Below are 22,138 nucleotides of genomic sequence, written 5' to 3' on the forward strand. Positions count from 1 at the left end.
CGTCAGTTCCCCACTCGCAACGGAGCCGACAGCTCAGACCGCGATCCCCGTCTCCGCCGAAGGCATCGGCGGCAACCGCGTCCCGTACACCCACGCGTCGAAGAGCTGGTCCAACGGCTCGGAAGTGAACCGGGAAGCATGCGACGTGAACGTAGCCGTCGTCACCGTGCCGTTGCGGTGCACGCTCGCCCAACTCCGCAGCATGCGGAAGAACGCGATGTCGCCGAGCGCGCAGCGCACCGCGTGGACGGTGACGCCGCCGCGTTCGTAGAGGCGGTCGTCGAACATGGACTTGCGGCCGGGGTCGGCGAGGCGCAGGTCCTGGGGGAGGGTGGAGAGCAACCGGTGTGCGGCGGCGGCGTGTTGGTGGGCCGTACGGCCGCCCGAGCGCTCGGACCACAGCCACTCCGCGTACTTGGCGAGGCCCTCGTTCAGCCAGATGTGCCGCCAGTCGGCGATGGACACGCTGTTGCCGAACCACTGGTGGGCCAGTTCGTGCGCGACCAGTCGCTCCGAACCCCGGGCCCCGTCAACGTGGTTGGCGCCGAACAGCGACAACCCCTGTGCCTCGACGGGGACATCGAGTTCCTCCTCCGTCACCACGACCGCGTACTCGTCGAAGGGGTACGGGCCGAACAGTTCCTGGAAGAGCTCCATCATCGCGGGCTGCCGCGCGAAGTCCCTTGAGAACTCCGGGAGTAGGTCCGACGGGATGTGTCCGTGCTGCGGGACTCCGCCCAGACCCGGGTCGCCCAGCAGCACCGTCTGGTACTTGCCGATCGACAGGCCGACCAGATAACTCGACGTCGGCGCCGACTGCTCGTACACCCAAGTGGTCGTGGAGGCCTTGGTCGTCCGGGTCAGCAGTCGTCCGCCCGCCACCACCGAGTAAGCCGACGGCGTCGTGATCGAGATCTGGTACGACGCCTTGTCCGCGGGGCGGTCGTTGCACGGGTACCAGGACGGTGCCCCGATCGGCTGGCTCGCCACCAGCGCGCCGTCCGTCAGTTCCTCCCAGCCGAGGCCGCCCCAGGGGCTGGCGACCGGCTTGGGATTGCCCGACCAGTGCACCTCGACGGTGAACGCGGCACCGGCCCGCAGCGGCTTCGCGGGCCGGATGCGCAACCGGCCGCCGCGGTGCGTGTAGTGCGGCTGGCGGCCGTCCACCCGGATCCGGCCGATCTTGAAGTCGCCCAGGTTCAGCTGGAATTCGGGCAGCGGCGCACGGCCCGCTATCGCGTTGATACGGGCCGTGCCGGCCAGCCGGTTGGGGCCGGGGCGGTAGTCCAGCGCGAGTTCATAGCGGTGCACCCGGTAGCGGGCATCGCCGTTTGCCGGGAAATACGGGTCCGGACCCGCCGCCTGCTGAACGGTCACTGCTGCGTCTGCTCCCTGCGCTGTGCTCGTATCTCGTACCCGTGCACCGCCCTCCGAAGCCGACGCCGCGCGACCCGTGTTCAGGATCGCCATGACTCGATCGGATTGCCCAGCCAGCGGGTGTCGTCCGGAACGGACTCCCCCGCCATCACGAGTGACGCGGGGCCCAGAGTGGTGCGCGCCCCGACCTCGCTGCCGGGCAGGACGATTCCGCCAGGACCCAGCGTCGCGCCCGCACGGAGGACCACAGTATCCGTCCGCAAGATCCGGTCGTGGAAGAGGTGGGTCTGGAGCACACAGCCGCGGTTCACCGTCGAGGCGTCCTCAAGGGTCACCAGGTCGGTCTCCGGCAGCCAGTAGCTCTCCACCCAGACGCCCTTGCCGATGTGCGCGCCGAGCCCGCGCAGCCAGGCCGTCAGCACCGGAGTACCCGGCACCGAACCGGCCAGCCACGGCACCGCCACGACCTCGACGAAGGTGTCCGCCAGCTCGTTGCGCCACACGTAACCGCTCCACAGCGGGTGCTCGGCACCGTGGTGCCGACCCACGAGGGTCCACTTGGCCACGATCGAGATCAGCCCGGCCAGCGCGCCCACCGCCAGCAGCACGAGCCCCGCCAGCAGCGGCGCCCACACCCCCAGCGCACACAGCGCGGCCACCGTCAGCAGGGCGAGCGCCGCCGAGCAGAACACCGGCACGATCCGGCACAGCTCGACGAGCCCGCGGGCCCACAGCAGCTTGGCCGGCGGGTCGTACGTCCGGCTCTGGTCGCCGCCGCTCGTGCTGCGCGGCAGTTTCACCGGCGGCAGGCCCAGGTACGACGTGCCCTTCTTCGCCTTCTTCGGCGTCGCCGACAGCACCCCGACGAGTCCGCCGTCCGGCACGCTCCGTCCGGGCGCGGTCATCCCGGAGTTCCCGAGGAACGCCCGCCGCCCGATCTCGGCCCGCCCGATGTGCACCCAGCCGCCACCGAGCTCGTACGGCGCGGTCAATGTGTCGTCGGCCAGGAACGCACCCTCACCGACGGTCGTCAGGCTCGGCAGCGCGAGGACGGTCGACACCTCGGCGCCCCGCCCGATCCGCATCCCGAGCAGCCGCAGCCACACCGGCGTGACCAGCCCGGCGTAGAGCGGGAACAGGGTCTCGCGGGAGAGATCCATCAGCTGCGTGACCGTCCAGGCCTGCCAGCCGATGCGGCTGTGCGTGGGGTGCGTGCCCTCGCGCAGCCCGAGGCTGAGCAGCCGTACACCGATCAGGATCAGCAGCGCGTACGTCAGCCCGAAGGCGAGCGTCGCCGGGACCAGGGCCAGGGACGCGCCCCGCAGGGCTTCGCCGAGACCGTCGCCCGGTGCCACGAACAGGCTGGTCACCAGGAGCGCGACGGCTCCGGCGACCACCGGGAGCATGGTGAGCGCGAAGCCCGTCATGCCGTACATCGCGCGCCAGTACGTGCCCCGCTGCGGGCGCTCCTTGGGCCAGTTGCGCTTGGCCTTGCCGAGCTTGACGGCGGGCGCGCCCGCCCAGCGCTGGCCGGTCGGGATCGTGCCGGTGACGGCCGAACCCGGCGCCACCTCGGCCCGCTTGCCCACCCGGGCACCGGGGAACAGCATGCTGCGCGTGCCGACGACGGCGTGCGCGCCGACCTTGACCGGGCCGATCTCAAGACGGTCGCCGTCCAGCCAGTAGCCGGACAGGTCCACCTCGGACTCGACGGCGGCACCCCGGCCCAGCTTGAGCATGCCGGTGACCGGGGGAAGGGAGTGCAGATCGACGTCGGGCCCGATCTTGGCGCCGAGGGCGCGCGCGTACCGCTCCAGCCAGGAGCCGGTCAGCGCGGTCGCGCCGCTGAACTCGGCCAGCCGCTCCGCCGCCCACAGCCGCAGGTGGACGCTGCCACCACGGTCGTAGCGTCCCGGCTTCACGCCGCGCAGCAGCAGACGTGCGCCGCCCGCGGAGATCGCGAGGCGGCCGGGCGGGCTGAAGAGCAGCAGCGCGCCGGCGGCGACCAGCCACCAGGAGGCGGTGGGCAGCCAGGCGTAACCGTTGAGTACGTTGCCGAGCGCGGCCAGTGCCACTGTCCAGCGCAGGCCTGCCAGAGTGAACAGGGGGACCAGCGCGAGGAGTTGGATCACCTTGGCGCGGGTCGGGACCGGCGCGATCACGCGGGCCGTGCCGTCGCCCTGGGCCGAGTCCTCCAGGTGCCGGGCCAACTTGCGGAGCGTGGGCTGCTGGTAGATGTCGAGGACGGCCGCGCTCGGGTAACGGGTGCGCAGCCGGGTGGTGAGTTGGGCTGCGGCCAGGCTGCCGCCGCCGATCGCGAAGAAGTCGTCGGCTGCGCTGCCCACGGGGATGCCGAGCACCTCGGCCCACTGCTCGGCGAGCCAGGCCTCCGTGCCGTAGAGCTGCTCCTTCGCGCCGCCCGTCTCCAGACCTTCGAGCGGCCAGGGCAGTGCGTTGCGGTCGACCTTGCCCGACGTACGGGTCGGGAGGTCCTCTACCGGGGCGATCAACGGGACTAGGGCGGCGGGCAGTTCGGCCCGCAGCTTCTCGACGGCGGAGGGCTGGTCCCAGCCCTCCTGCGTGACGACATAGCCGACGAGAAGTTGGTTGCCGCTGCGGGCAGTTCGTACGGCGGCGGCGGCGCCCGCGACTCCGGGCAGCGCCTGGAGGGCCGCGTCGACCTCGCCCAACTCGATCCGGCGTCCGCCGAGTTTGATCTGCTCGTCGGCACGGCCGAGGAAGATCAGGCCTTCCGGTTCGGCCTTGACCAAGTCGCCGCTGCGGTACGCCCGTTCCCAGCCGAGCGATTCGAGGGGCGCGTACTTCTCCGCGTCCTTCTCGGGGTCGAGGTAGCGGGCGAGTCCGACCCCGCCGATCACCAACTGGCCGCTGCCGCCCATCGGTACGGGCACCCCGGCCTCGTCGACGACGGCCAACTCCCAGCCGTTCAAGGGGAGTCCGATGCGGATCGGTTCGTCGCCGGTCATCAGGGAGGCGCAGGCGACGACGGTCGCTTCGGTCGGGCCGTAGGTGTTCCAGACCTCACGGCCCTCGGTGACGAGCCGCTGCACCAGCTCGGGCGGGCAGGCCTCACCGCCGAAGATCAGCAGGCGTACGTCGTTGAGCGCCTCCGGCTCCCACAGGGAGGCCAGGGTCGGCACGGTCGAGACGACGCTGATGTCCTGGTCCACCAGCCACGGGCCGAGGTCGGCGCCGCTGCGGACCTGCGAGCGCGGCACGGGCACCAGGCAGGCGCCGTAGCGCCAGGCGAGCCACATCTCCTCGCAGGACGCGTCGAAGGCGACGGACAACCCCGCCATGACCCTGTCACCCGGACCGATCGGGTCGTCGGTGAGGAACAGTGCCGCCTCGGCGTCCACGAAGGCCGCCGCGCTGCGGTGGGTGACGGCGACACCCTTGGGCTTGCCGGTGGAGCCGGAGGTGAAGATGATCCACGCGTCCTGCTCGACACCGGGCCGGGCGGCCGGGACGTCACTGTGCCCGAGCACGGTCAGTGCGTGCTCGGCACCGATCACGGCACGGACGTCGGCCTCGCCGAACACCAGCTCGGCCCGCTCGTCCGGGTCCTCGGCGTCGACGGGGACGTAGGCAGCGCCGGCGGCGAGTACGGAGAGGATCGCGATGTAGAGGTCGTTGGTCCCGGAAGGGACGCGCACACCGACGCGGTCGCCGAGGCCGACACCGGCCGCGGCCAGGGTGCGGCGCAGGGTCTCCACCTCGACGGCGAGTGCGCGGTAGGTGAGGCGGACAGTGCCGTCGTCCAGGGCGAGCTCGTCGGGATACGACCGCACTGACGCGTCGAAAATATCGACAAGCGTGCGGGCCGAGGCGGCGGGCGCCGCGGAGAATCGTGCCGTATCGCCGAACTGTGTGCGGATCTCTTCGTCAAGCCCGAGAGCACTGCTCTCGTGTATGGCTGCCATCGGTCCTCGCGTCTCGAACCCGGAAACTTCCGGGGTGCTGGCGGGCCCGCAGGTATGCCTGGGGTTGTCCGGCTCCAGCTCCGTTCCGTAACAAGCCGGAAATTTTAGTACGACGCTAGGCGCCCCGCCTGCCGACGGCCACTCGGGGCAGCCGAACGGGGGCGCTCCGTGAGCGTCCGGCAACGCTCTGACCTGGTGATCTTCGGGTCGAAGGAGACATCCCCCACAAATGCGGCGAGGGCCGCGACCTTGGTGGTCGCGACCCTCGCCTGCGATGTGTCCGAGGGGGGACTTGAACCCCCACGCCCTGTAAAGGGCACTAGCACCTCAAGCTAGCGCGTCTGCCATTCCGCCACCCGGACAAGGTGTCTGTCGCGCGTGGCTTCCCCCGCGGCGACGAAGGAAACATTACCAGGCTTCCAGGGGTGGCCGATCACCCCCTGTTCCCACCCGCCTCCCGCGTGAACGGCGTGTGACGGGCCCGGACCGCCCTTGGGGTGCGGGCCGGGGAGAGAGAGGATGAGGGCTGGACCGCCAGCAGTGACAGTGGGAGGAAGCAGCGTGAGCGACACGGGCACGGCCAAGGGCGTCACCGGTGAGGACGAGGTCGTGGACCTCTGCCGCGAGCTGATCCGGTTCGACACCAGCAACTACGGCGACCACTCCGGCCCGGGTGAGCGCAAGGCGGCCGAGTACGTCGCCGAGCAGCTCGCCGAGGTGGGCCTCGAACCCCAGATCTTCGAGTCGCACCCGGGACGCGCCTCCACGGTCGCCCGGATCGAGGGCACGGACCCCTCCCGGCCCGCACTCCTCATCCACGGCCACCTGGACGTCGTACCGGCGAACGCGGCGGACTGGACCCACCACCCCTTCTCAGGCGAGGTCGCGGACGGGTGCGTGTGGGGGCGCGGCGCGGTCGACATGAAGGACATGGACGCGATGACCCTGGCGGTCGTCCGCGACCGGCTGCGCAGCGGGCGCCGGCCCCCGCGCGACATCGTGCTCGCGTTCCTCGCGGACGAGGAGGCGGGCGGCACGTACGGTGCGCGGCACCTCGTCGACAACCACCCCGAGCTGTTCGACGGCGTCACCGAGGGCATCAGCGAGGTCGGCGGGTTCTCGTTCACGGTGAGCGAGGAGCGGCGGCTCTATCTGATCCAGACGGCCGAGAAGGGCATGCACTGGATGAAGCTGACCGTGGCCGGCACCGCCGGGCACGGATCGATGATCCACCGGGACAACGCGATCACCGAGTTGTCGGAGGCGGTCGCCCGTATCGGCCGGCACAAGTTCCCGGTACGGGTCACGAAGACGACGCGCGCCTTCCTCGACGAACTGGGCGACGCGCTCGGCACCCAGCTCGACCCCGAGGACATGGAGTCGACCCTCAAGCGGCTCGGCGGCATCGCCAAGCTCATCGGCGCGACCCTGAGCAACACCGCCAACCCGACGCAGCTGAACGCCGGTTACAAGGTCAACGTCATCCCCGGCGAGGCCACCGCGCACGTCGACGGGCGGTTCCTGCCGGGGTACCAGGAGGAGTTCCTCGCCGACCTCGACCGGATCCTCGGGCCGAAGGTGAAGCGCGAGGGCGCGCACTCCGACAAGGCCCTGGAGACCTCGTTCGACGGGCCCCTGGTCGAGGCGATGCAGTCCTCGCTGCTCGCCGAGGACCCGACCGCGAAGGCGATCCCGTACATGCTCTCCGGCGGCACGGACGCCAAGTCCTTCGACGATCTGGGCATCCGCGGCTTCGGCTTCGCACCGCTCAAGCTGCCGCCGGAGCTGGACTTCGCGGGCATGTTCCACGGCGTCGACGAGCGGGTGCCGGTGGAGGGGCTGAAGTTCGGGGTGCGGGTCCTGGACCGCTTCATCGACGCGTCGTAGGAGGCCGGGTGACACCGGTTGACGCCTGAATTCGACCGCGTGTGCGGGGGGCGACTGGGACGAGTGAATGTGCTCATAAGCTCGTAGCTCCATTACTCCCTCCTCGTTACAGGTGATGCGATCGGCAACACGAGATCGCTTTTGCCAACAAGGAGGAATAATGATCAAGAAGGTCGTCGCCGCTGCGGCTGCCACCGGTGGCCTGGTTCTCGCGGGAGCGGGCCTGGCCGTCGCCGACTCGGGCGCTCAGGGTGCCGCTGTGCACTCCCCGGGTGTCGTTTCCGGCAACGTCATCCAGGTTCCCGTGCACGTCCCGGTGAACGTGTGCGGCAACACGATCTCGGTGATCGGTCTGCTGAACCCCGCCTTCGGCAACACCTGCATCAACAAGTGACGTCGCCCCACTGAGGGGTGACCACGTCCTCGGCCCCGGAGCGCGCGCCATGCGCTCCGGGGCCGACGGGTCTTTGCGCGTCCTTTCGCCGGGAATCGGGCGGGGAGTCGCGCGAGGAATTCAGTCAGTCAGGAATGACAGCAGGGAATGAAGGCAGGGGGGAATTCAACAATGCGACAGGTCACCCGCAAGAGTTTGATGACCATGGCGGCGGCGACCGGGGTGATCGCCGCCGCGGGCGGTGTCGCCCACGCCGACTCGGGCGCGAACGGCTTCGCCTCGGACTCGCCCGGCGTACTGTCCGGCAACACCGTGCAGGCACCGGTGCATGTGCCGGTCAACGTCTGCGGCAACACCGTGAACGTGGTCGGGATCCTCAACCCGGCGGTCGGCAACAGGTGCGCCAACCAGGGCGGGGGCAGCGGTGGTTACGGCGGCCATGGGTCGTCCGGTGGCTACGGTGACTCGGGGGGTTACGGAAACTCGGGCGGCTACGGCGGCTCAGGGGGACACGGTGGCTCCGGCGGACACGGCGCGCACGGCGGCTCAGGGGGCTCGCATGCCGGCGGACATGCCTCGGGCTCGCCCGGTGTCGGCTCGGGCAACCACGTCCAGGTACCGATCGACGTGCCGGTGAACGTGTGCGGCAACAGCGTCGACGTCATCGGCATCGGCAACGCCGTCACCGGCAACGACTGCGCCAACGGCGGCGGTTGGAACGACGGCGGCCACCACCACGGGACGCCTCCGGGCGGCGGCGGGCATCACGGTGGCGGCGGTCACCATGGTGGGGGTCACCACGGCGGAGGTCAGGACGGTGGCGGCGGTGGTCACCATGGTGGCGGCCACCACGGTGGTGGTCATCACGGCACGCCTCCGGGCGGCGGTCACGGGACGACCCCGCCGGGAACGCCGGGCCACCCGAGCACTCCGGGCCACCCGGGGACCCCCGGTCACCCCGGAACTCCCACTCACCCGGTCACGCCCGCTCACCCCGGTTCGCCGGGCGGCATCTCACCGGTGAACAGCGGTCACACGCCGACCGGCGCGGCCCACGTCACCCAGCCCGGTGCGCAGTCCGCCGTCCGGTCCCAGGGCGGCCCGCAGCTCGCGCACACCGGTGCCGATCTGCCGTTGGGCCTCGCGCTGCCGGTCGGAGCGGGCGCGCTGCTCGCGGGCGCGGTGCTTTACCGCAAGGCGAAGGCGATGGCGTAGCACCCGGGAACATGTGATCTGCGCGACGGAGGGGCCCCGCACAGCCGGGGCCCGCTCCGTTTCGCCCGACTCAGCTCACCACGTGGCACGCACCTGGCGGATGATCCGCCGGCGCAGCCGCACCCTGCGGCTGCCGTCGCGCAGCAGGCTCAGTCGGTCCAATTCCCAGTGTCCGTACTCGGCGTGGTCCGTCAGCAGACGTGTGGCGTCCTTGCGGGAGACCCCGCGCGGTACGTACACGTCGACAAATTCGTATTCCGGCATCGCATCTATTGTGCGGGCAGAGCCCCGGTACGGATAGCGTCTGCACTATGTCTGATGCTGCGCAGCCCACCGCTGCCGAGGTACGCGCCGCCGCCGAGGCGGTCAAGACCGCGCTCGACCGCCACCTGGCCGCGGTCGAAGGCCGGTCGGGGGAGGACGACCCGGCCGTCTACGAGGCGTTCAACCAGCTCGCCGCTGCCGCCGAGGTCTATGACGAGCTGCTCTACGACCGTTATGACGAGGTCACGCCTTTCGAGATCCCCGGTACCGACGACTCCCTGCCGCCGTACACCGGCCCCGAGGAGCCGAACGCGGTGAGTGTGCTGATCCGTCGCGACTACGCCGTGGCGGAACCGCAGCGGCTGCTCGCGCAGGCGCAGCGGGTCGAGGCGGCGGTCGGCGACGGCACGGGCACGGAGGCCTCCGGCACGATCCACGGTGCGCTCGGCATTCTCTTCGACGAGTTCGAGGCCGACGAGATCGCCTCCCGGCCCAAGGAGTTCGGCCTTGAGGAGGGCGACTCCACGCTGTGGGTGACCGCGGCCGACGAAGCGGCCGAGCCCGGTGCCTGGCTTGAGGCTCCCTTCGAGGGGGTCGACCCCCAGCGGGTGGTGTGCCGCTTCGACGTCAGCGCGGTCTTCGACGACGAGATCGACGACGAACTGGACGACATCGACGAGGCGGACGAGCCCGGAGCCGAGATCGAGGACGTGATCGACGACGAACTCGATCCCGACCTGGACGCTGATCTCGACGAGGACGAGGACCTGGAGGCGCTGGAAGCGGATCGCTGAGCCGCACCGCGCCGGCTGTGACGAACGACGGCGGCGGTCACGGAAGGAACCCCTACGTGACCGTCGTCGTCGTCGTTCGTCATCGCGGCGTCCGCTTCAGCCCCCTGCCGGGACCTGCGGTCGCAGCAGGACCGGCAACCGGGTCGTGCGCGGCTTGGCCGGGATCTCGGCGACGGCGCGGGGCAGCGCCTGATCGACGCCGTGCACCACGGAGAGATGACGGTCCGCCCGGCTGAACGCCGTGTAGACCCAGGGCCGGCTGAGCGCCTGCGCCGCGTCCCCGGGCAGCACCACGACCACCGCGGGCCACCGCGCCCCCACCGCCTGATGCGCGGTCAACGCCCACCCGTGCCGTACGGACTGCTCCACCCGCTCCTTCGGTACGACGACGGGCTCGCCCGCGCACGACAGGTGCAGCCCCTCGGCGTCGGCCTTCACCGCCTGGCCGATGACGGTACGGCCCGGGGTGGGGGAGTAGGCGACCCGGTCACCGGGGTCGAAGCCGCCGAACCGGCCGGGGCCGGGGTTCAACCGCTCCTTCAGCGCCGCGTTGAGGGCGCGGGTGCCGGCCGCGCCGCCGTGGCCCGGGGTGATCACCACGGTCTGTTCGGCGGGGACGCCGATCACGCGCGGCACCGAGTCGGCGACGAGCTGCACGGTCCGGTGCACGGCCTCGCCGGCGTCCCGCACCGGCACGATCACGACCTCCTTGCCGGGGGCCTCCACCTGGTTCAGCTCGCCGATGCCGATGCCGGAGACCAGCTCGCCCACGGGACCGAGGTCGGGGCGGCGGGAGACGACGTGGGGGCAGGCCCGTGCCGCGAGCAGATCGGCGAAGACCCGCCCGGGGCCCGCCGACCACAGCACCGCAGGGTCCCCGGCCAGCACCAGCCGGGCGCCGTCCGGCAGCGACTCGGTGAGCAGGGCGGCCGTCTCCACGTCGAGCTGGGGCGCGTCGAGCACGACGAGGAGGTCCAGGTCCAGCGCACCGTCCGCGTCCCGCCCGGGCCCTTCGGCACCGGCCAACAGCCCGGCGACGGTTGCCACTCGGGGGCCGTCGCCGAGCCCGGGGCCATCTGACGCGTGACGCTCCGCCCTGGCGTTCTCGGCCACCGGACCCGACGGTGTGCCCGTCTCCGACTCGGCCGCGAGGTTCCCTGTAACGAGGCCCTCCGGCACGGAGCCGTCCGACCCCGGCCGGTGCGGCTCGCCGGGCGCGGCACCCGCCGCCTCGGCGGACCGCGTCAGCAGTGCGGTGAACCGGTCCCGGCCCACCGGGCTGTACGCGGCGGCCCAGGCGCGCAGTCCGAAGTCCGCCGCCGCGTGCAGCAGCGCGGCCGGTTCGTCGAGGGACGCCTCCCCGCCGGTGTGCAGCACCAGGCCGTGCCCGGCGACCGCGCGGATCAGCTCGCCGGTGGACCCCTTGGCGGCACCGGCCCGCTCCCAGTCCGCCGCCGAACCGTCCTCCTTCGGCACGGAGTTGATCAGTTTGGCCAGCCCGTCGGCGAGGCTCTCCTCGGCGAGCGCGTAACGCTCCAGGCCGATCAGCACCCGGACCGGACGCTCCGCTTCCTCTTCCGCCTCGTCGTCCGTGCGCTGCACCGGGACCGCGGGCTCGTCCAACGCGTCCTGGAAGAGCAGTACTTCGCCCTCCGCGACGGCGCTCTGCGTCGCCGCGTCGGGGTCGGGCACGCCCTGCTTGGCCAGTGCGGCCGTCAACGCCGAGGCCTCCAGGGCCGTATGCCCGGCCAGGGCCGCCTGCTCCAGGAGCCAGCCGGTGACCGACCGGCCCCGCCGCTCGTCGTCCGGTGCGCACTCGGCGCCGAGCAGCGCCCGCGCGAACCCGTCGGCCTGCTCGGGCCGTACCCCCGGGATGCGCAGCAACTGCCAGGGATCCTCGCGGAGTTCGTCGTCCGCGCCCTCGCCGAGCGCTGCCACGACCTGTGCCGCGAGGGTCTCGGGCGCGCCGCCCTCGACCAGCACCTGCCGTACGGACGCGACGGTCTCGGTGGCCGGGGCGCCGGGCTCGGCCGTGACGGGCTGTGGCCGCCGCACGGCTTCGGGGGCGGCGGATCGGCGCGGGGCGGGCTCCGGCCCGGTGAACGCGGTGGCGACGGGCTTCTCGCCGCTCTCCACGGCTCGGACGGCAGCGAGGAGATCGGCGGCCGTCCCGCTCAGTTTGGTCCCCGCCACGATGGGCCCGGCCTTCTCCGCCTTCCGCCGCTCGATGCGCTCCCGCTCCAGCCGCTGCGCGAGCAACTCGGCGGCGGCCTCGGACAGTTCGGGCGCGGCGGCAGCCTCGGCAGTGGCCTCACCGGTGCCCTCTGCGCCCTCCGCAGCTGTAGCCTCACCCGCGTCCGCGCCCTCGGCGACGTCCGCCACGGCGTCCTGCGTCGCCTCCGCGCCCTCGGCCGGTGAGGTCTCCGTGGTCTCCGGGTCCGTGCTCACAGCGTGCTCCAGTCGTGATCGGGATAGCGGTGCAGAGGCGCCGACACATCGTCGAGCGCTCGGCAGATCTCGTCAGGAAGACTAAGCGCCTCCACTGACAACGCGGCCGTGAGCTGCTGCGCGTTGCGCGCGCCGACGATCGGGGCGGCCACCCCGGGCCGGTCGCGGACCCAGGCCAGGGCGATCTGGAGGGGTGTCACGGCGAGTCCGTCCGCGGCCGTCGTCACGGCGTCCACGATGCGGGTCGCCGTGTCGTCGAGGTAGGGCGCGACGAAGAGCCCCATGTGCTCCGAGGCGCCGCGCGAGTCGGCCGGTGTGCCGTGCCGGTACTTCCCGGTGAGCACCCCGCGCCCGAGCGGCGAGGAGGGCAGCAGCCCGATGCCCAGGTCGAGCGCGGCCGGCAGCACCTCGCGCTCCACACCTCGCTGCAACAGCGAGTACTCCAGCTGTGTGCTGGCCAGCCGCGTCCGCGTGCCCGGCGCCGCGAGCTGCCAGGTCGCGGCCTTGGCGAGCTGCCAGCCGCAGTAGTTGGAGACGCCCGCGTAGCGCGCCCGCCCGCTGCTGACCGCCAGGTCGAGGGCCTGGAGGGTCTCCTCGAGCGGCGTGAACGGGTCGAAGGCGTGGATGTGCCACAGGTCGACGTAGTCCGTGCCGAGGCGGGCCAGCGAGGCGTCCAGCGCGGCGAGCAGATGGCCGCGCGAGCCGTCGAAGCGGCGGTCGGGGTCGGGCACGCTCCCCGCCTTCGTGGAGATGACCAGGTCCCGGCGCGGCACGAGCCCTTCTATGAGCTGTCCGAGCAGATACTCGGCCTCCCCGTCGCCGTACACGTCCGCCGTGTCGACGAGGGTGCCGCCGGCCTCCCAGAACGCCTTCAAGAGGTCCGCGGCGTCATGCTCGTCGGTGTCGCGCCCCCACGTGAGGGTGCCGAGTCCGATCCGGGACACACGAAGGCCGGTACGGCCGAGATGCCTCTGCTCCATGAACGCCGAGATTACTGGCCTGAACCTGGCCTGTGGTTGCCTGTGGACAACCGATTTGCACGATGATCCACAGTCCCTCGCACGGCACGCTCCGTGACCACTCACCGGCACCCGTCCTGTCCGCCGGGACCGCCTCGCGCTAGGGTCGGCACAACAGCGACGTTACTGATGGGTAAGGGGTCTGCCATGCAGCTCGGGATCAACCTCGGCTACTGGGGTGCCGGAATGGACGGCGACAATCTGGCCGTGGCCCAGGAGGCCGACCGCCTCGGCTACGCCGTGTGCTGGGCCGCCGAGGCCTACGGCTCCGACGCGGCCACGGTTCTCACCTGGGTCGCCGCGCAGACCGAGCGCATCGACGTCGGTTCGGCCATCTTCCAGATCCCGGCCCGCCAGCCCGCGATGACCGCGATGACCGCCGCGACCCTCGACTCGCTGTCCGGGGGCCGCTTCCGTCTCGGCATCGGTGTCTCGGGCCCGCAGGTCTCCGAGGGCTGGTACGGCGTCAAGTTCGACAAGCCGCTGGCACGCACGCGTGAGTACGTCGAGATCGTACGGAAGGCGATGACCCGCGAGCGGCTGTCGTACGACGGCGAGCACTGGACGCTGCCGCTGCCCGGCGGCCCCGGCAAGCCCCTCAAGCTGACCGTGCACCCGCAGCGCGAGCACATCCCGCTCTACATCGCGGCGATCGGTCCGAAGAACCTGGAGCAGACCGGCGAGATCGCCGACGGCGCGCTGCTCATCTTCCCGTCCGCCGAGCACCTGGAGGACACCGCCGTCCGGCATCTGCGGGCCGGACGCGAGAAGGCGGGCAAGACCCTCGAAGGCTTCGACATCGTCCCGACGCTCCCGCTCGCCCTCGGCGAGGACAAGGACGTCGAGAAGCTCGCCGACACCTTCCGCCCGTACACCGCCCTTTACGTCGGCGGGATGGGCAGCCGACAGCAGAACTTCTACAACAAGCAGGCCCGGCGCATGGGCTTCGAGGCGGCGGCTGCCGAGATCCAGGACAAGTACCTGGCCGGCGACAAGGACGGCGCCGCCGCCGCCATCCCGCACGACCTGATCGACAAGACGACGCTCCTGGGCTCCGTGGACCGCATCGCGGACCGGATGAAGGAGTACGCGGCGGCCGGTGTCACCACCCTGACGCTCGCCCCGGCGGGCTGGACCCTGGAGGAGCGGATCGCCGCCCTCCGCGCCGGAACCGACGCACTGGAGCGCGCGGGTCTTGCGTAACGCGGCTCTGCCGTACGGAAGTTTTCTACGGCCGTGGTGGGGGCTCGGGGGGTCTTCCCCGCCACGGCCGTCACGGGGAACAACGCGCGGCAGCCCGCGCGGTTACGCCCCCGTCGGGACATCGGCCGTCCTCCTTTCGGCGGAGTTGTCCGACACAGCTGTTGCAGCACCTCTGACGTCGCATTTGACTCGTTCTTTGCGGAATGCGTCGAAATCCTGCATGGAGGTGCGTTCAGATGCTTTCGGCCAAGAGCCTGTTCCAGGAGATCCTCGACGACGACGAGTCCTTCCGGCTGTTCTGCTCCATCGCGGCCGGCGGAGAGTCCCAGGGCGGCTGGGAGAACGGGCGCATCGCCGCCCTCGTGCCGCCGACCGAACGCGACCTCGCCCCCAAGATCAGCCGGCACGGCGCCGACGAGGACAAGCACGGGCGCATTTTCAACGCCCTTCTGAAGAAGCGCGGCCTCGAACCAGTCCCGGTGCCCTCCGACACCGACTACACGATGCTCCTGGAGCGGCACGGCATCGGTCTCGCGCACGAGAAGCTCGAGGGCGACCAGCCGCTCACCGTCCAGGACATCGTCGTCTACCTCGCCCACAGCCGGGTCACCGAACAGCGCGCCTCCGAGCAGATGGACCTGCTGCGCAGGCACTTCGCCGACCACCCCGACCTCGGCCGCGCGGTGCGGATGATCTCGCACGACGAGGACAACCATCTCGCGTACTGCCACGAGGAGTTGCTGCGCTTCGCGTCTGCCGGACACGGCCGCGCGATCCAGCGGACGCTGCGCGAGTGCGCGCTCGCCGAGATCCGCATCTACCGGGACGTGAGTCTCGCCGTGATGGCCCACATGGGACGCGTCCTCGGCTGGCCGCGGGCCAAGTCGGTGGCCCTGGCGGCGGGCATCCACGCCGTGTACGTCTACGAACGGCTGGGCGGCTGGCGCCGGATGGTGTCCCTGAGGATGCCGGAACGACGCGACGCCCTCGGCGGACCGGCCACGACGGCACCCGAGTTCGCGTGAGCCTGAACGGCGCCCGGGCGGAGGGCCGCTACAGCCAGCCGCGCCGCTTGAACGTCCGGTACAACAGCACCTCCAGGGCGACCATCAGCAGGATCACCGCCGGATACCCCCACAGCCAGTGCAGCTCCGGCATGTGGTCGAAGTTCATGCCGTAGACGCCCGCGATCATCGTGGGCACCGCGGCCATGGCCGCCCACCCGGAGATCTTCCGCATGTCGTCGTTCTGCCGGACACCGGTCTGCGCGAGATGTGCCGCCAGGACGTCCGAGACCAGCCGGTCCAGGCCCTCCACGGACTCGTTGACCTTCATCAGGTGGTCGTTCACGTCCCGGAAGAACGGCCGCGCCTTGTCGTGCACGAACCGCACCCGGTCCCCGGCGAGACCGGCTCCCGCGAGCCGGGACAGCGGCTGCGCGAGCGGTCCGGTGGCCCGGCGGAACTCCAGGATCTGCCGCTTGAAGGCGTAGATCCGCGACGCCGTCGTCCGTGAGCCGCCGCCGGTCGGCGAGAACACCGCCGCCTCCAGCTCCTCCAGGTCCGTCTGCAACTCGCCCGCCACGTCCACGTAGTGGTCGACCACGGCGTCCGCGATCGAGTACAGCACCGCCGTGGGCCCGTGCCGCAGCATCTCCGGCTCCTCCTCAAGACGGTGCCGTACGGCCGCCAGGGGGGCCTCCTCACCGTGCCGGACGGTCACCACGAAGGAGTCGCCCACGAAGACCATGACCTCACCGGAGGTGACCACGTCGCTGTCCGCCTCGTAGCCGACCGGCTTGAGGACCATGAACAGCGAGTCGTCGTAGACCTCCAGCTTGGGCCGCTGATGCGCGGTCAGGGCGTCCTCGACGGCCAGCGGGTGCAGCGCGAACTCCTGGGTGACCTTGTCGAACTCGTCCTCCGTGGGCTCGTAGAGACCGATCCAGACGAACGCGTCACCCACCCGACGGCAGTGGTCCAGGCCGTCCGAGAAGTCGCCGGGCCCCTTCGTCCGGCGTCCGTCGCGGTAGATGGCGTAGTCGACGATCACGGTGCGTATTCTCCCGCCGTCCGGCCGAACCTGCACCCGGACGTGCGCCTACCCTTGGCGGCATGCCCACGTTGATCCTTGTCCGGCACGGACGTTCGACCGCCAACACCGGGGGAGTGCTCGCCGGCTGGACGCCCGGTGTAGCCCTCGACGAGCGGGGCAACGCCCAGGCCGCCGCGCTCCCCGGACGGCTCGCCGCGCTGCCGATCGCCGAGGTCGTCACCAGCCCGCTGCAACGCTGCCAGGAGACCCTCCAGCCCCTCCTGGACGCCCGCCCCGACCTGCGCGCGCACACCGACGACCGGATCGGGGAGTGCCACTACGGCGACTGGTCCGGCCGCAAGCTCGCCGAACTCAAGGACGAGCCCCTCATGGAGGTCGTCCAGGCGCACCCCTCGGCCGCCGCGTTCCCCGGCGGCGAGTCGATGCGGGCGATGCAGACCCGCGCGGCCGAGGCCGTACGCGAGTGGAACGCGCGCGTGGAGCGCGATCACGGCGCCGACGCCGTCTACCTGATGTGCTCGCACGGCGACATCATCAAGTCCCTCGTCGCGGACGCACTCGGACTTCATCTGGACCTCTTCCAGCGGATCTCCGTAGAACCGTGTTCCATCACCGCGATCCGTTACACCCGTCTCAGGCCCTTTCTCGTACGGCTCGGGGACACCGGCGATCTCGCCTCCCTGGCGCCGCGCGAGGAGCCCCCGGGCGACGAGGCCACGGTCGGGGGCGGCGCGGGCGCACCGTGATCGTCGGCCGCAGTAGGGTGAAGCGGTCGCAGTAGCGCCGCACTTGTCAGCAGTCGATTCCAATGGAGACAGGACGTGTCCCGTCAGGTGTTCCTCTACGACCCGCCGGACCGCTTCGTAGCCGGTACGGTCGGTCTGCCCGGGCGCCGTACGTTCTTCCTCCAGGCCGCCTCCGGTCCTCGGGTGACCAGCGTGGCCCTGGAGAAGACGCAGGTCGCCGCGCTCGCCGAGCGCATGGACGAGCTTCTGGACGAGGTCGTACGGCGCAGTGGCGGCAGCGCGGCCGTCCCCGCCGTCACCCCCACCGAGATCTCCGACACCCGCCCGCTGGAGACTCCCGTCGAGGAGGAGTTCCGCGTCGGCACCATGGCGCTGGCCTGGGACGGCGAGGAACAGCGCATGATCGTCGAGGCGCAGGCCCTCGTGGAGCTCGACGCGGAGTCCGAGGAGGACCTCGCCGAGGCCGAGGAGCGGCTGCTCCAGGACGAGGAGAACGGCCCCCCGATGCTGCGGGTCCGGCTCACCGGCGCCCAGGCCCGCGCCTTCGCCAAGCGGGCCCTCGACGTCGTCAACGCCGGCCGGCCGCCGTGCCCGCTGTGCAGCCTCCCGCTCGACCCGGAAGGACACGTATGTCCGCGCCAGAACGGATACCGCCGCGGAGCGTGACCACGGCCGAGCTGCTCGCCAAGGGTGAGCTGAAGGTACGCGGACGCATCCGCGAGGCGTCGAACGCCGTGCTGTTCTGCTCCGTGACGTACGAGGGCCGCGAGGCGTCCTGCGTCTACAAGCCGGTCGCCGGGGAGCGCCCCCTCTGGGACTTCCCGGACGGCAACCTCGCCCAGCGCGAGGTCGCCGCCTACGAGGTCTCCGAGGCGACCGGCTGGGGCCTCGTTCCTACGACCGTGCTGCGCGACGGGCCGTACGGCGAGGGCATGTGCCAGCTGTGGATCGAGGCGTCGACGGACGAGGGCGGACCCGAACTGCTCGCCCTGGTCGACGCGGAGGAGCCCGAAGCGGGCTGGAAGGCCATCGGGTTCGCCGAGGTCGGCGAGGGGAAAACCGCCCTCCTGGTGCACGCCGACGACGAGCGGCTGCGCAGGCTCGCCGTCCTCGACGCCGTGATCAACAACGCCGACCGCAAGGGCGGCCATCTGCTGCCCGCCGACGAGGGCCGCCTCTACGGCATCGACCACGGAGTCACCTTCAACGCCGAGAACAAGCTGCGCACCCTCCTGTGGGGCTGGGCGGGGGAGCAGCTCACCCAGGAGGCGGTCGACGTCCTCCAGGGGCTCAGAGAGGCCCTCAGGGACGGTGGAGGGCTCGCCGGGAAGCTCGCCGAGCTGATCACCGCCGTAGAACTCGATGCCACGCGCGCGCGTGTCGACGCGTTGCTCGCGGCCGGCAAGCATCCCGAGCCGAGCGGGGAATGGCCGGCCATTCCGTGGCCGCCCGTGTAGCAGCACGGCGAGCGGGGTTGTGCAAGAGGGCCTTACCGGTCGTCCGGCCTGGTCCGGTTCGTATGCGAAACATCTGTCCGGTTACGCTCATGACATGTATGCCTGGCCCGCTTCTGAGGTCCCCGCCCTGCCCGGCAAGGGCCGCGACCTCCGGATCCACGACACCGCGACCGGCGGTCTGGTCACCCCGGACACCGGTCCCGTCGCCCGTCTCTACGTGTGCGGCATCACGCCGTACGACGCCACCCACATGGGGCACGCGGCGACCTACAACGCGTTCGACCTCGTGCAGCGCGTGTGGCTCGACACCAAGCGGCAGGTTCACTACGTCCAGAACGTGACCGACGTCGACGACCCGCTGCTGGAGCGCGCCGTGCGCGACGGCGTCGACTGGGTGGCCCTCGCCGAGAAGGAGACGGCGCTCTTCCGCGAGGACATGACCGCCCTGCGCATGCTGCCCCCGAAGCACTACATCGGCGCGGTCGAGGCGATACCCGGCATCGTGCCGCTCGTCGAGCGCCTCAGGGAGGCCGGTGCCGCCTACGAACTCGAGGGCGACACCTACTTCTCCGTCGGGTCCGACCCCAACTTCGGCAAGGTCTCGAACCTCGACGCCGCCGCGATGCGCCTGCTGTCCGCCGAGCGTGGCGGCGACCCGGACCGTCCGGGCAAGAAGAACCCGCTCGACCCGATCCTGTGGCTCGCCGCCCGCGAGGGCGAACCCAGCTGGGACGGTGGCTCGTTGGGCGCCGGCCGCCCCGGCTGGCACATCGAGTGCGTGGCCATCGCCCTGGACCACCTCGGCATGGGCTTCGACGTCCAGGGTGGCGGCTCCGACCTCGCCTTCCCGCACCACGAGATGGGCGCCTCGCACGCCCAGGTGCTGACCGGCGAGTTCCCCATGGCGAAGGCGTACGTCCACGCCGGCATGGTCGCCCTGGACGGCGAGAAGATGTCGAAGTCCAAGGGCAACCTGGTCTTCGTCTCGGCGCTGCGCCGCGAGGGCGTCGACCCGGCCGCGATCCGGCTGGCGCTGCTCGCCCACCACTACCGCGCCGACTGGGAGTGGACCGACGGGGTGCTCGCGGACGCGGTCGCCCGGCTCGGCCGCTGGCGCGCCGCCGTCTCCCGGCCGGACGGCCCCTCCGCCCTGAAGCTCGTCGAGGAGATGCGCGAAGCCCTCGCGAACGACCTCGACGCCCCCGCCGCGCTCGCCGCGGTCGATCGCTGGGCCGCCGTCCAGCGCGACCGGGGCGGCAGCGACGAGGGCGCCCCCGGCGTCGTCTCCCGTGCCGTGGACGCCCTGTTGGGCGTGGCCCTGTAGCAACAGCGGACAGAACAGGGGCGGTTCCTCCCGGGTGGGAGGAACCGCCCCTGTTTCACGCCCAGTTGAAGGACGGACTCACTCCTCGGAGGAATCCTCGTCGTCGGCCTCGGTGTCGGGCCCGGTCTCGGGCTCAGTCTCCGGCTTCGCGGGCCTCGTCGGCTTCGGACGGCCGCCGCCGGGGTTGTCCCGGAGATACGACGCGCTGTCGCTGCCGTCCGCCGTGGCATGCCCACCCGGCGGCGGACTGCCCCCGCCGTCCCTGCGCCGCAGATAGCGCTCGAATTCGCGGGCGATCGCCTCGCCCGACGCCTCCGGCAGCTCCGCGGTGTCGCGGGCCTCCTCCAGCGTCTGGACGTACTCGGCGACCTCGCTGTCCTCGGCGGCCAGTTGATCCACACCGACCTGCCAGGCGCGCGCGTCCTCGGGCAGCTCACCCAGCGGGATGCGCACGTCGATCAGGTCCTCCAGGCGGTTCAGCAGCGCCAGGGTGGCCTTCGGGTTGGGCGGCTGCGACACATAGTGCGGCACCGCCGCCCACAGCGACACGGCCGGTACGCCCGCGTGCGTGCACGCCTCCTGGAGGATGCCGACGATCCCGGTGGGACCCTCGTACTTGGTCTCCTCCAGGTCCATCCGCTGCGCCAGGTCCGCGTCGGACGTGGTCCCGCTGATCGGCACCGGACGTGTGTGCGGGGTGTCGCCGAGCAGCGCGCCCAGGATCACCACCAGCTCCACGCCCAGCTCGTGCGCGAAGCCCAGCAGCTCGTTGCAGAACGAGCGCCAGCGCATCGACGGTTCGATACCCCGGACGAGTACGAGATCACGCGGCTTCTCACCGCCGACCCGGACCACCGAGAGACGGGTCGTGGGCCAAGTGATCTTTCGCACACCGGAATCCATCCACACCGTGGGCCGGTTCACCTGGAAGTCGTAGTAGTCCTCGGCGTCCAGGGCCGCGAACACCTCGCCCTTCCACTCTCTGTCCAGATGCGCGACCGCGGTGGAGGCGGCGTCGCCGGCGTCGTTCCAGCCCTCGAACGCGGCCACCATCACTGGGTCGATCAGCTCGGGAACCCCCTCCAGCTCGATCACCCAGCGCCTCCTTCCGATCTGCCCTCGCGTACGCCCCAACCTTACGGCGTCCGACGGGGGCGCCCGCAGCCCCCTTGCACGGGGGAGTGACCCCATGCCTGCCCCGTCCGAGCCGGTCGAACACACAAGATCGCCACCCGGTGCGGACGCGGACCGGCAGGTCACTCCTCCGATGGATCAGCTGACCCACCCACTCGTTCACAGGGTCGAACGCAGCCACTGCTCCACGCTCGCGATGTGCACCGTCGCCCACGACCGCGCCGCCTCCGCGTCCCGGTCGCGCAGCGCGCCCAGGATCGCCCGGTGCTCGTGCAGGGTCCGGCTGACCGCGTCCTCCTGGGTCAGCCCGCGCCAGATCCTGGCCCGCGTGGTGGGGCCCGACAGACCGTCGAGGAGCGAGCAGAGCACCGAGTTGCCGGAGCTCTGCACGATGCCCCGGTGGAACTCCAGGTCGCAGGCGACCAGTTCCTCCACCGAAGGGGCACCGCCCAGCGCGTCCAACTGCAGGGTGAGCGCGTCCAGTTGCTGCTCGCTGATCCGCAGTGCCGCCATCCCCGTGGCAGCGGGCTCCAGAATCCGCCGTACGGCCAGGAATTCGAGCACCGTGTCGTCGCGGTGGAAGTCGACGACGAAACTCAGCGCCTCCAACAGGAGTTGAGGATCCAGACTCGTGACGTACGTGCCGTCGCCCTGCCGCACATCCAGGATGCGGATCAGCGACAGCGCACGCACTGCCTCCCGCAGGGAGTTGCGGGACAGGCCGAGTTCGGCGGCGAGCTCGCTCTCCTTGGGCAGCCGGTCCCCGGGACGCAGCGCGCCGGAGACGATCATTCCCTTGATTTTCTCGATCGCCTCATCGGTCACTGCCATGACCGGCCTCCCTGTTGCTCAGACATCCGATGTATCAGGCACATTA

The 22,138-nt window shown here is 71.2% G+C and carries 18 protein-coding genes and 1 tRNA gene; 10 read left to right on the forward strand and 9 right to left on the reverse strand.

What is annotated here, in order from left to right:
- Positions 1-33: 33 nt before the first annotated feature.
- The 3 genes from OC490_RS14980 to OC490_RS14990 all read right to left on the reverse strand — a co-directional run bounded on the left by OC490_RS14980 (position 34) and on the right by OC490_RS14990 (position 5,683).
- A complete protein-coding gene (locus OC490_RS14980) occupies positions 34-1,377 on the reverse strand; it encodes a M1 family metallopeptidase (protein ID WP_262058412.1) in 1,344 nt (447 codons plus the stop codon).
- Positions 1,378-1,457: 80 nt separating this feature from the next.
- Positions 1,458-5,321, reverse strand: a complete 3,864-nt coding sequence (locus tag OC490_RS14985) for a Pls/PosA family non-ribosomal peptide synthetase (RefSeq protein WP_262058413.1) — start codon at positions 5,319-5,321, stop codon at positions 1,458-1,460.
- 277 nt (positions 5,322-5,598) lie between these two features.
- A tRNA-Leu gene (locus OC490_RS14990) sits at positions 5,599-5,683 on the reverse strand.
- 199 nt (positions 5,684-5,882) lie between these two features.
- Between OC490_RS14990 and OC490_RS14995 the strand changes: the two genes are divergently transcribed.
- The 3 genes from OC490_RS14995 to OC490_RS49340 all read left to right on the forward strand — a co-directional run bounded on the left by OC490_RS14995 (position 5,883) and on the right by OC490_RS49340 (position 8,817).
- Positions 5,883-7,208, forward strand: coding sequence for a M20/M25/M40 family metallo-hydrolase (locus OC490_RS14995; RefSeq protein WP_262058414.1), 1,326 nt, complete (start codon positions 5,883-5,885; stop codon positions 7,206-7,208).
- 160 nt (positions 7,209-7,368) lie between these two features.
- The gene (chpH, locus tag OC490_RS15000) at positions 7,369-7,602 is read left to right on the forward strand and encodes a chaplin ChpH (protein ID WP_019066065.1); all 234 of its coding nucleotides are present in this window, start codon (positions 7,369-7,371) and stop codon (positions 7,600-7,602) included.
- Between the two features lie 171 nt (positions 7,603-7,773).
- Positions 7,774-8,817, forward strand: coding sequence for a chaplin (locus OC490_RS49340; RefSeq protein WP_315986677.1), 1,044 nt, complete (start codon positions 7,774-7,776; stop codon positions 8,815-8,817).
- Positions 8,818-8,892: 75 nt separating this feature from the next.
- On the opposite strand, the gene OC490_RS15015 is transcribed toward OC490_RS49340, so the two are convergent.
- Positions 8,893-9,081: a DUF5703 family protein gene (locus OC490_RS15015; RefSeq protein WP_005485166.1), complete on the reverse strand. Its 189-nt coding sequence runs from the start codon at positions 9,079-9,081 to the stop codon at positions 8,893-8,895.
- Between the two features lie 47 nt (positions 9,082-9,128).
- Between OC490_RS15015 and OC490_RS15020 the strand changes: the two genes are divergently transcribed.
- Positions 9,129-9,875, forward strand: coding sequence for a hypothetical protein (locus OC490_RS15020; RefSeq protein WP_262058415.1), 747 nt, complete (start codon positions 9,129-9,131; stop codon positions 9,873-9,875).
- A gap of 96 nt (positions 9,876-9,971) precedes the next feature.
- Here OC490_RS15020 and OC490_RS15025 read toward each other — a convergent pair whose 3' ends face one another.
- Both OC490_RS15025 and OC490_RS15030 read right to left on the reverse strand, forming a co-directional pair.
- Positions 9,972-12,323 carry a helix-hairpin-helix domain-containing protein gene (locus tag OC490_RS15025; protein WP_262058416.1) on the reverse strand — a complete coding sequence of 784 codons (2,352 nt, stop codon included), beginning with the start codon at positions 12,321-12,323 and terminating at the stop codon, positions 9,972-9,974.
- Positions 12,320-13,303: an aldo/keto reductase gene (locus OC490_RS15030; RefSeq protein WP_262058417.1), complete on the reverse strand. Its 984-nt coding sequence runs from the start codon at positions 13,301-13,303 to the stop codon at positions 12,320-12,322. Before OC490_RS15030 ends, OC490_RS15025 begins: the two co-directional genes overlap by 4 nt.
- Before the next feature lie 186 nt (positions 13,304-13,489).
- On the opposite strand from OC490_RS15030, the gene OC490_RS15035 reads away from it, so the two are divergent.
- Both OC490_RS15035 and OC490_RS15040 read left to right on the forward strand, forming a co-directional pair.
- On the forward strand, positions 13,490-14,545 hold the full coding sequence (locus OC490_RS15035) for an LLM class F420-dependent oxidoreductase (protein ID WP_262058418.1): 1,056 nt from the start codon (positions 13,490-13,492) through the stop codon (positions 14,543-14,545).
- 236 nt (positions 14,546-14,781) lie between these two features.
- The gene (locus OC490_RS15040) at positions 14,782-15,570 is read left to right on the forward strand and encodes a ferritin-like domain-containing protein (protein WP_262058419.1); all 789 of its coding nucleotides are present in this window, start codon (positions 14,782-14,784) and stop codon (positions 15,568-15,570) included.
- Between the two features lie 28 nt (positions 15,571-15,598).
- Here OC490_RS15040 and corA read toward each other — a convergent pair whose 3' ends face one another.
- On the reverse strand, positions 15,599-16,597 hold the full coding sequence (corA, locus tag OC490_RS15045; RefSeq protein WP_262058420.1) for a magnesium/cobalt transporter CorA: 999 nt from the start codon (positions 16,595-16,597) through the stop codon (positions 15,599-15,601).
- A 62-nt stretch (positions 16,598-16,659) separates the two neighbouring features.
- Here corA and OC490_RS15050 point away from each other — a divergent pair, with 62 nt between their 5' ends.
- From OC490_RS15050 to mshC, 4 genes are all read left to right on the forward strand, one after another.
- Complete coding sequence (locus tag OC490_RS15050) at positions 16,660-17,346, forward strand: histidine phosphatase family protein (RefSeq protein ID WP_262058421.1); 687 nt, start codon at positions 16,660-16,662, stop codon at positions 17,344-17,346.
- 75 nt (positions 17,347-17,421) lie between these two features.
- Positions 17,422-18,012 (forward strand): DUF3090 domain-containing protein, encoded by a 591-nt coding sequence (locus tag OC490_RS15055; protein WP_262058422.1) that lies wholly within the window; start codon positions 17,422-17,424, stop codon positions 18,010-18,012.
- The gene (locus OC490_RS15060) at positions 17,976-18,803 is read left to right on the forward strand and encodes an SCO1664 family protein (RefSeq protein WP_262058423.1); all 828 of its coding nucleotides are present in this window, start codon (positions 17,976-17,978) and stop codon (positions 18,801-18,803) included. Before OC490_RS15055 ends, OC490_RS15060 begins: the two co-directional genes overlap by 37 nt.
- Before the next feature lie 94 nt (positions 18,804-18,897).
- Positions 18,898-20,127 carry a cysteine--1-D-myo-inosityl 2-amino-2-deoxy-alpha-D-glucopyranoside ligase gene (gene mshC, locus OC490_RS15065; protein WP_262058424.1) on the forward strand — a complete coding sequence of 410 codons (1,230 nt, stop codon included), beginning with the start codon at positions 18,898-18,900 and terminating at the stop codon, positions 20,125-20,127.
- Between the two features lie 78 nt (positions 20,128-20,205).
- Here mshC and OC490_RS15070 read toward each other — a convergent pair whose 3' ends face one another.
- Positions 20,206-21,222 carry a PAC2 family protein gene (locus tag OC490_RS15070; protein WP_262058425.1) on the reverse strand — a complete coding sequence of 339 codons (1,017 nt, stop codon included), beginning with the start codon at positions 21,220-21,222 and terminating at the stop codon, positions 20,206-20,208.
- A 198-nt stretch (positions 21,223-21,420) separates the two neighbouring features.
- Positions 21,421-22,092 (reverse strand): FadR/GntR family transcriptional regulator, encoded by a 672-nt coding sequence (locus tag OC490_RS15075; protein WP_019066078.1) that lies wholly within the window; start codon positions 22,090-22,092, stop codon positions 21,421-21,423.
- Positions 22,093-22,138: the final 46 nt, after the last annotated feature.

The organism is Streptomyces sp. STR69 (assembly GCF_024519455.1).
Lineage (GTDB): Bacteria > Actinomycetota > Actinomycetes > Streptomycetales > Streptomycetaceae > Streptomyces.

Bases quoted from the DNA above. Each gene is read 5' to 3' on its own strand.
- OC490_RS14985 (WP_262058413.1), bottom strand. From the start codon at position 5,321: ATGGCAGCCATACACGAGAGCAGTGCTCTCGGGCTTGACGAAGAGATC.
- chpH (WP_019066065.1), top strand. From the start codon at position 7,369: ATGATCAAGAAGGTCGTCGCCGCTGCGGCTGCCACCGGTGGCCTGGTT.
- OC490_RS49340 (WP_315986677.1), top strand. From the start codon at position 7,774: ATGCGACAGGTCACCCGCAAGAGTTTGATGACCATGGCGGCGGCGACC.
- OC490_RS15015 (WP_005485166.1), bottom strand. From the start codon at position 9,081: ATGCCGGAATACGAATTTGTCGACGTGTACGTACCGCGCGGGGTCTCC.
- OC490_RS15020 (WP_262058415.1), top strand. From the start codon at position 9,129: ATGTCTGATGCTGCGCAGCCCACCGCTGCCGAGGTACGCGCCGCCGCC.
- OC490_RS15030 (WP_262058417.1), bottom strand. From the start codon at position 13,303: ATGGAGCAGAGGCATCTCGGCCGTACCGGCCTTCGTGTGTCCCGGATC.
- OC490_RS15035 (WP_262058418.1), top strand. From the start codon at position 13,490: ATGCAGCTCGGGATCAACCTCGGCTACTGGGGTGCCGGAATGGACGGC.
- OC490_RS15040 (WP_262058419.1), top strand. From the start codon at position 14,782: ATGCTTTCGGCCAAGAGCCTGTTCCAGGAGATCCTCGACGACGACGAG.
- OC490_RS15050 (WP_262058421.1), top strand. From the start codon at position 16,660: ATGCCCACGTTGATCCTTGTCCGGCACGGACGTTCGACCGCCAACACC.
- OC490_RS15060 (WP_262058423.1), top strand. From the start codon at position 17,976: ATGTCCGCGCCAGAACGGATACCGCCGCGGAGCGTGACCACGGCCGAG.
- mshC (WP_262058424.1), top strand. From the start codon at position 18,898: ATGTATGCCTGGCCCGCTTCTGAGGTCCCCGCCCTGCCCGGCAAGGGC.
- OC490_RS15075 (WP_019066078.1), bottom strand. From the start codon at position 22,092: ATGGCAGTGACCGATGAGGCGATCGAGAAAATCAAGGGAATGATCGTC.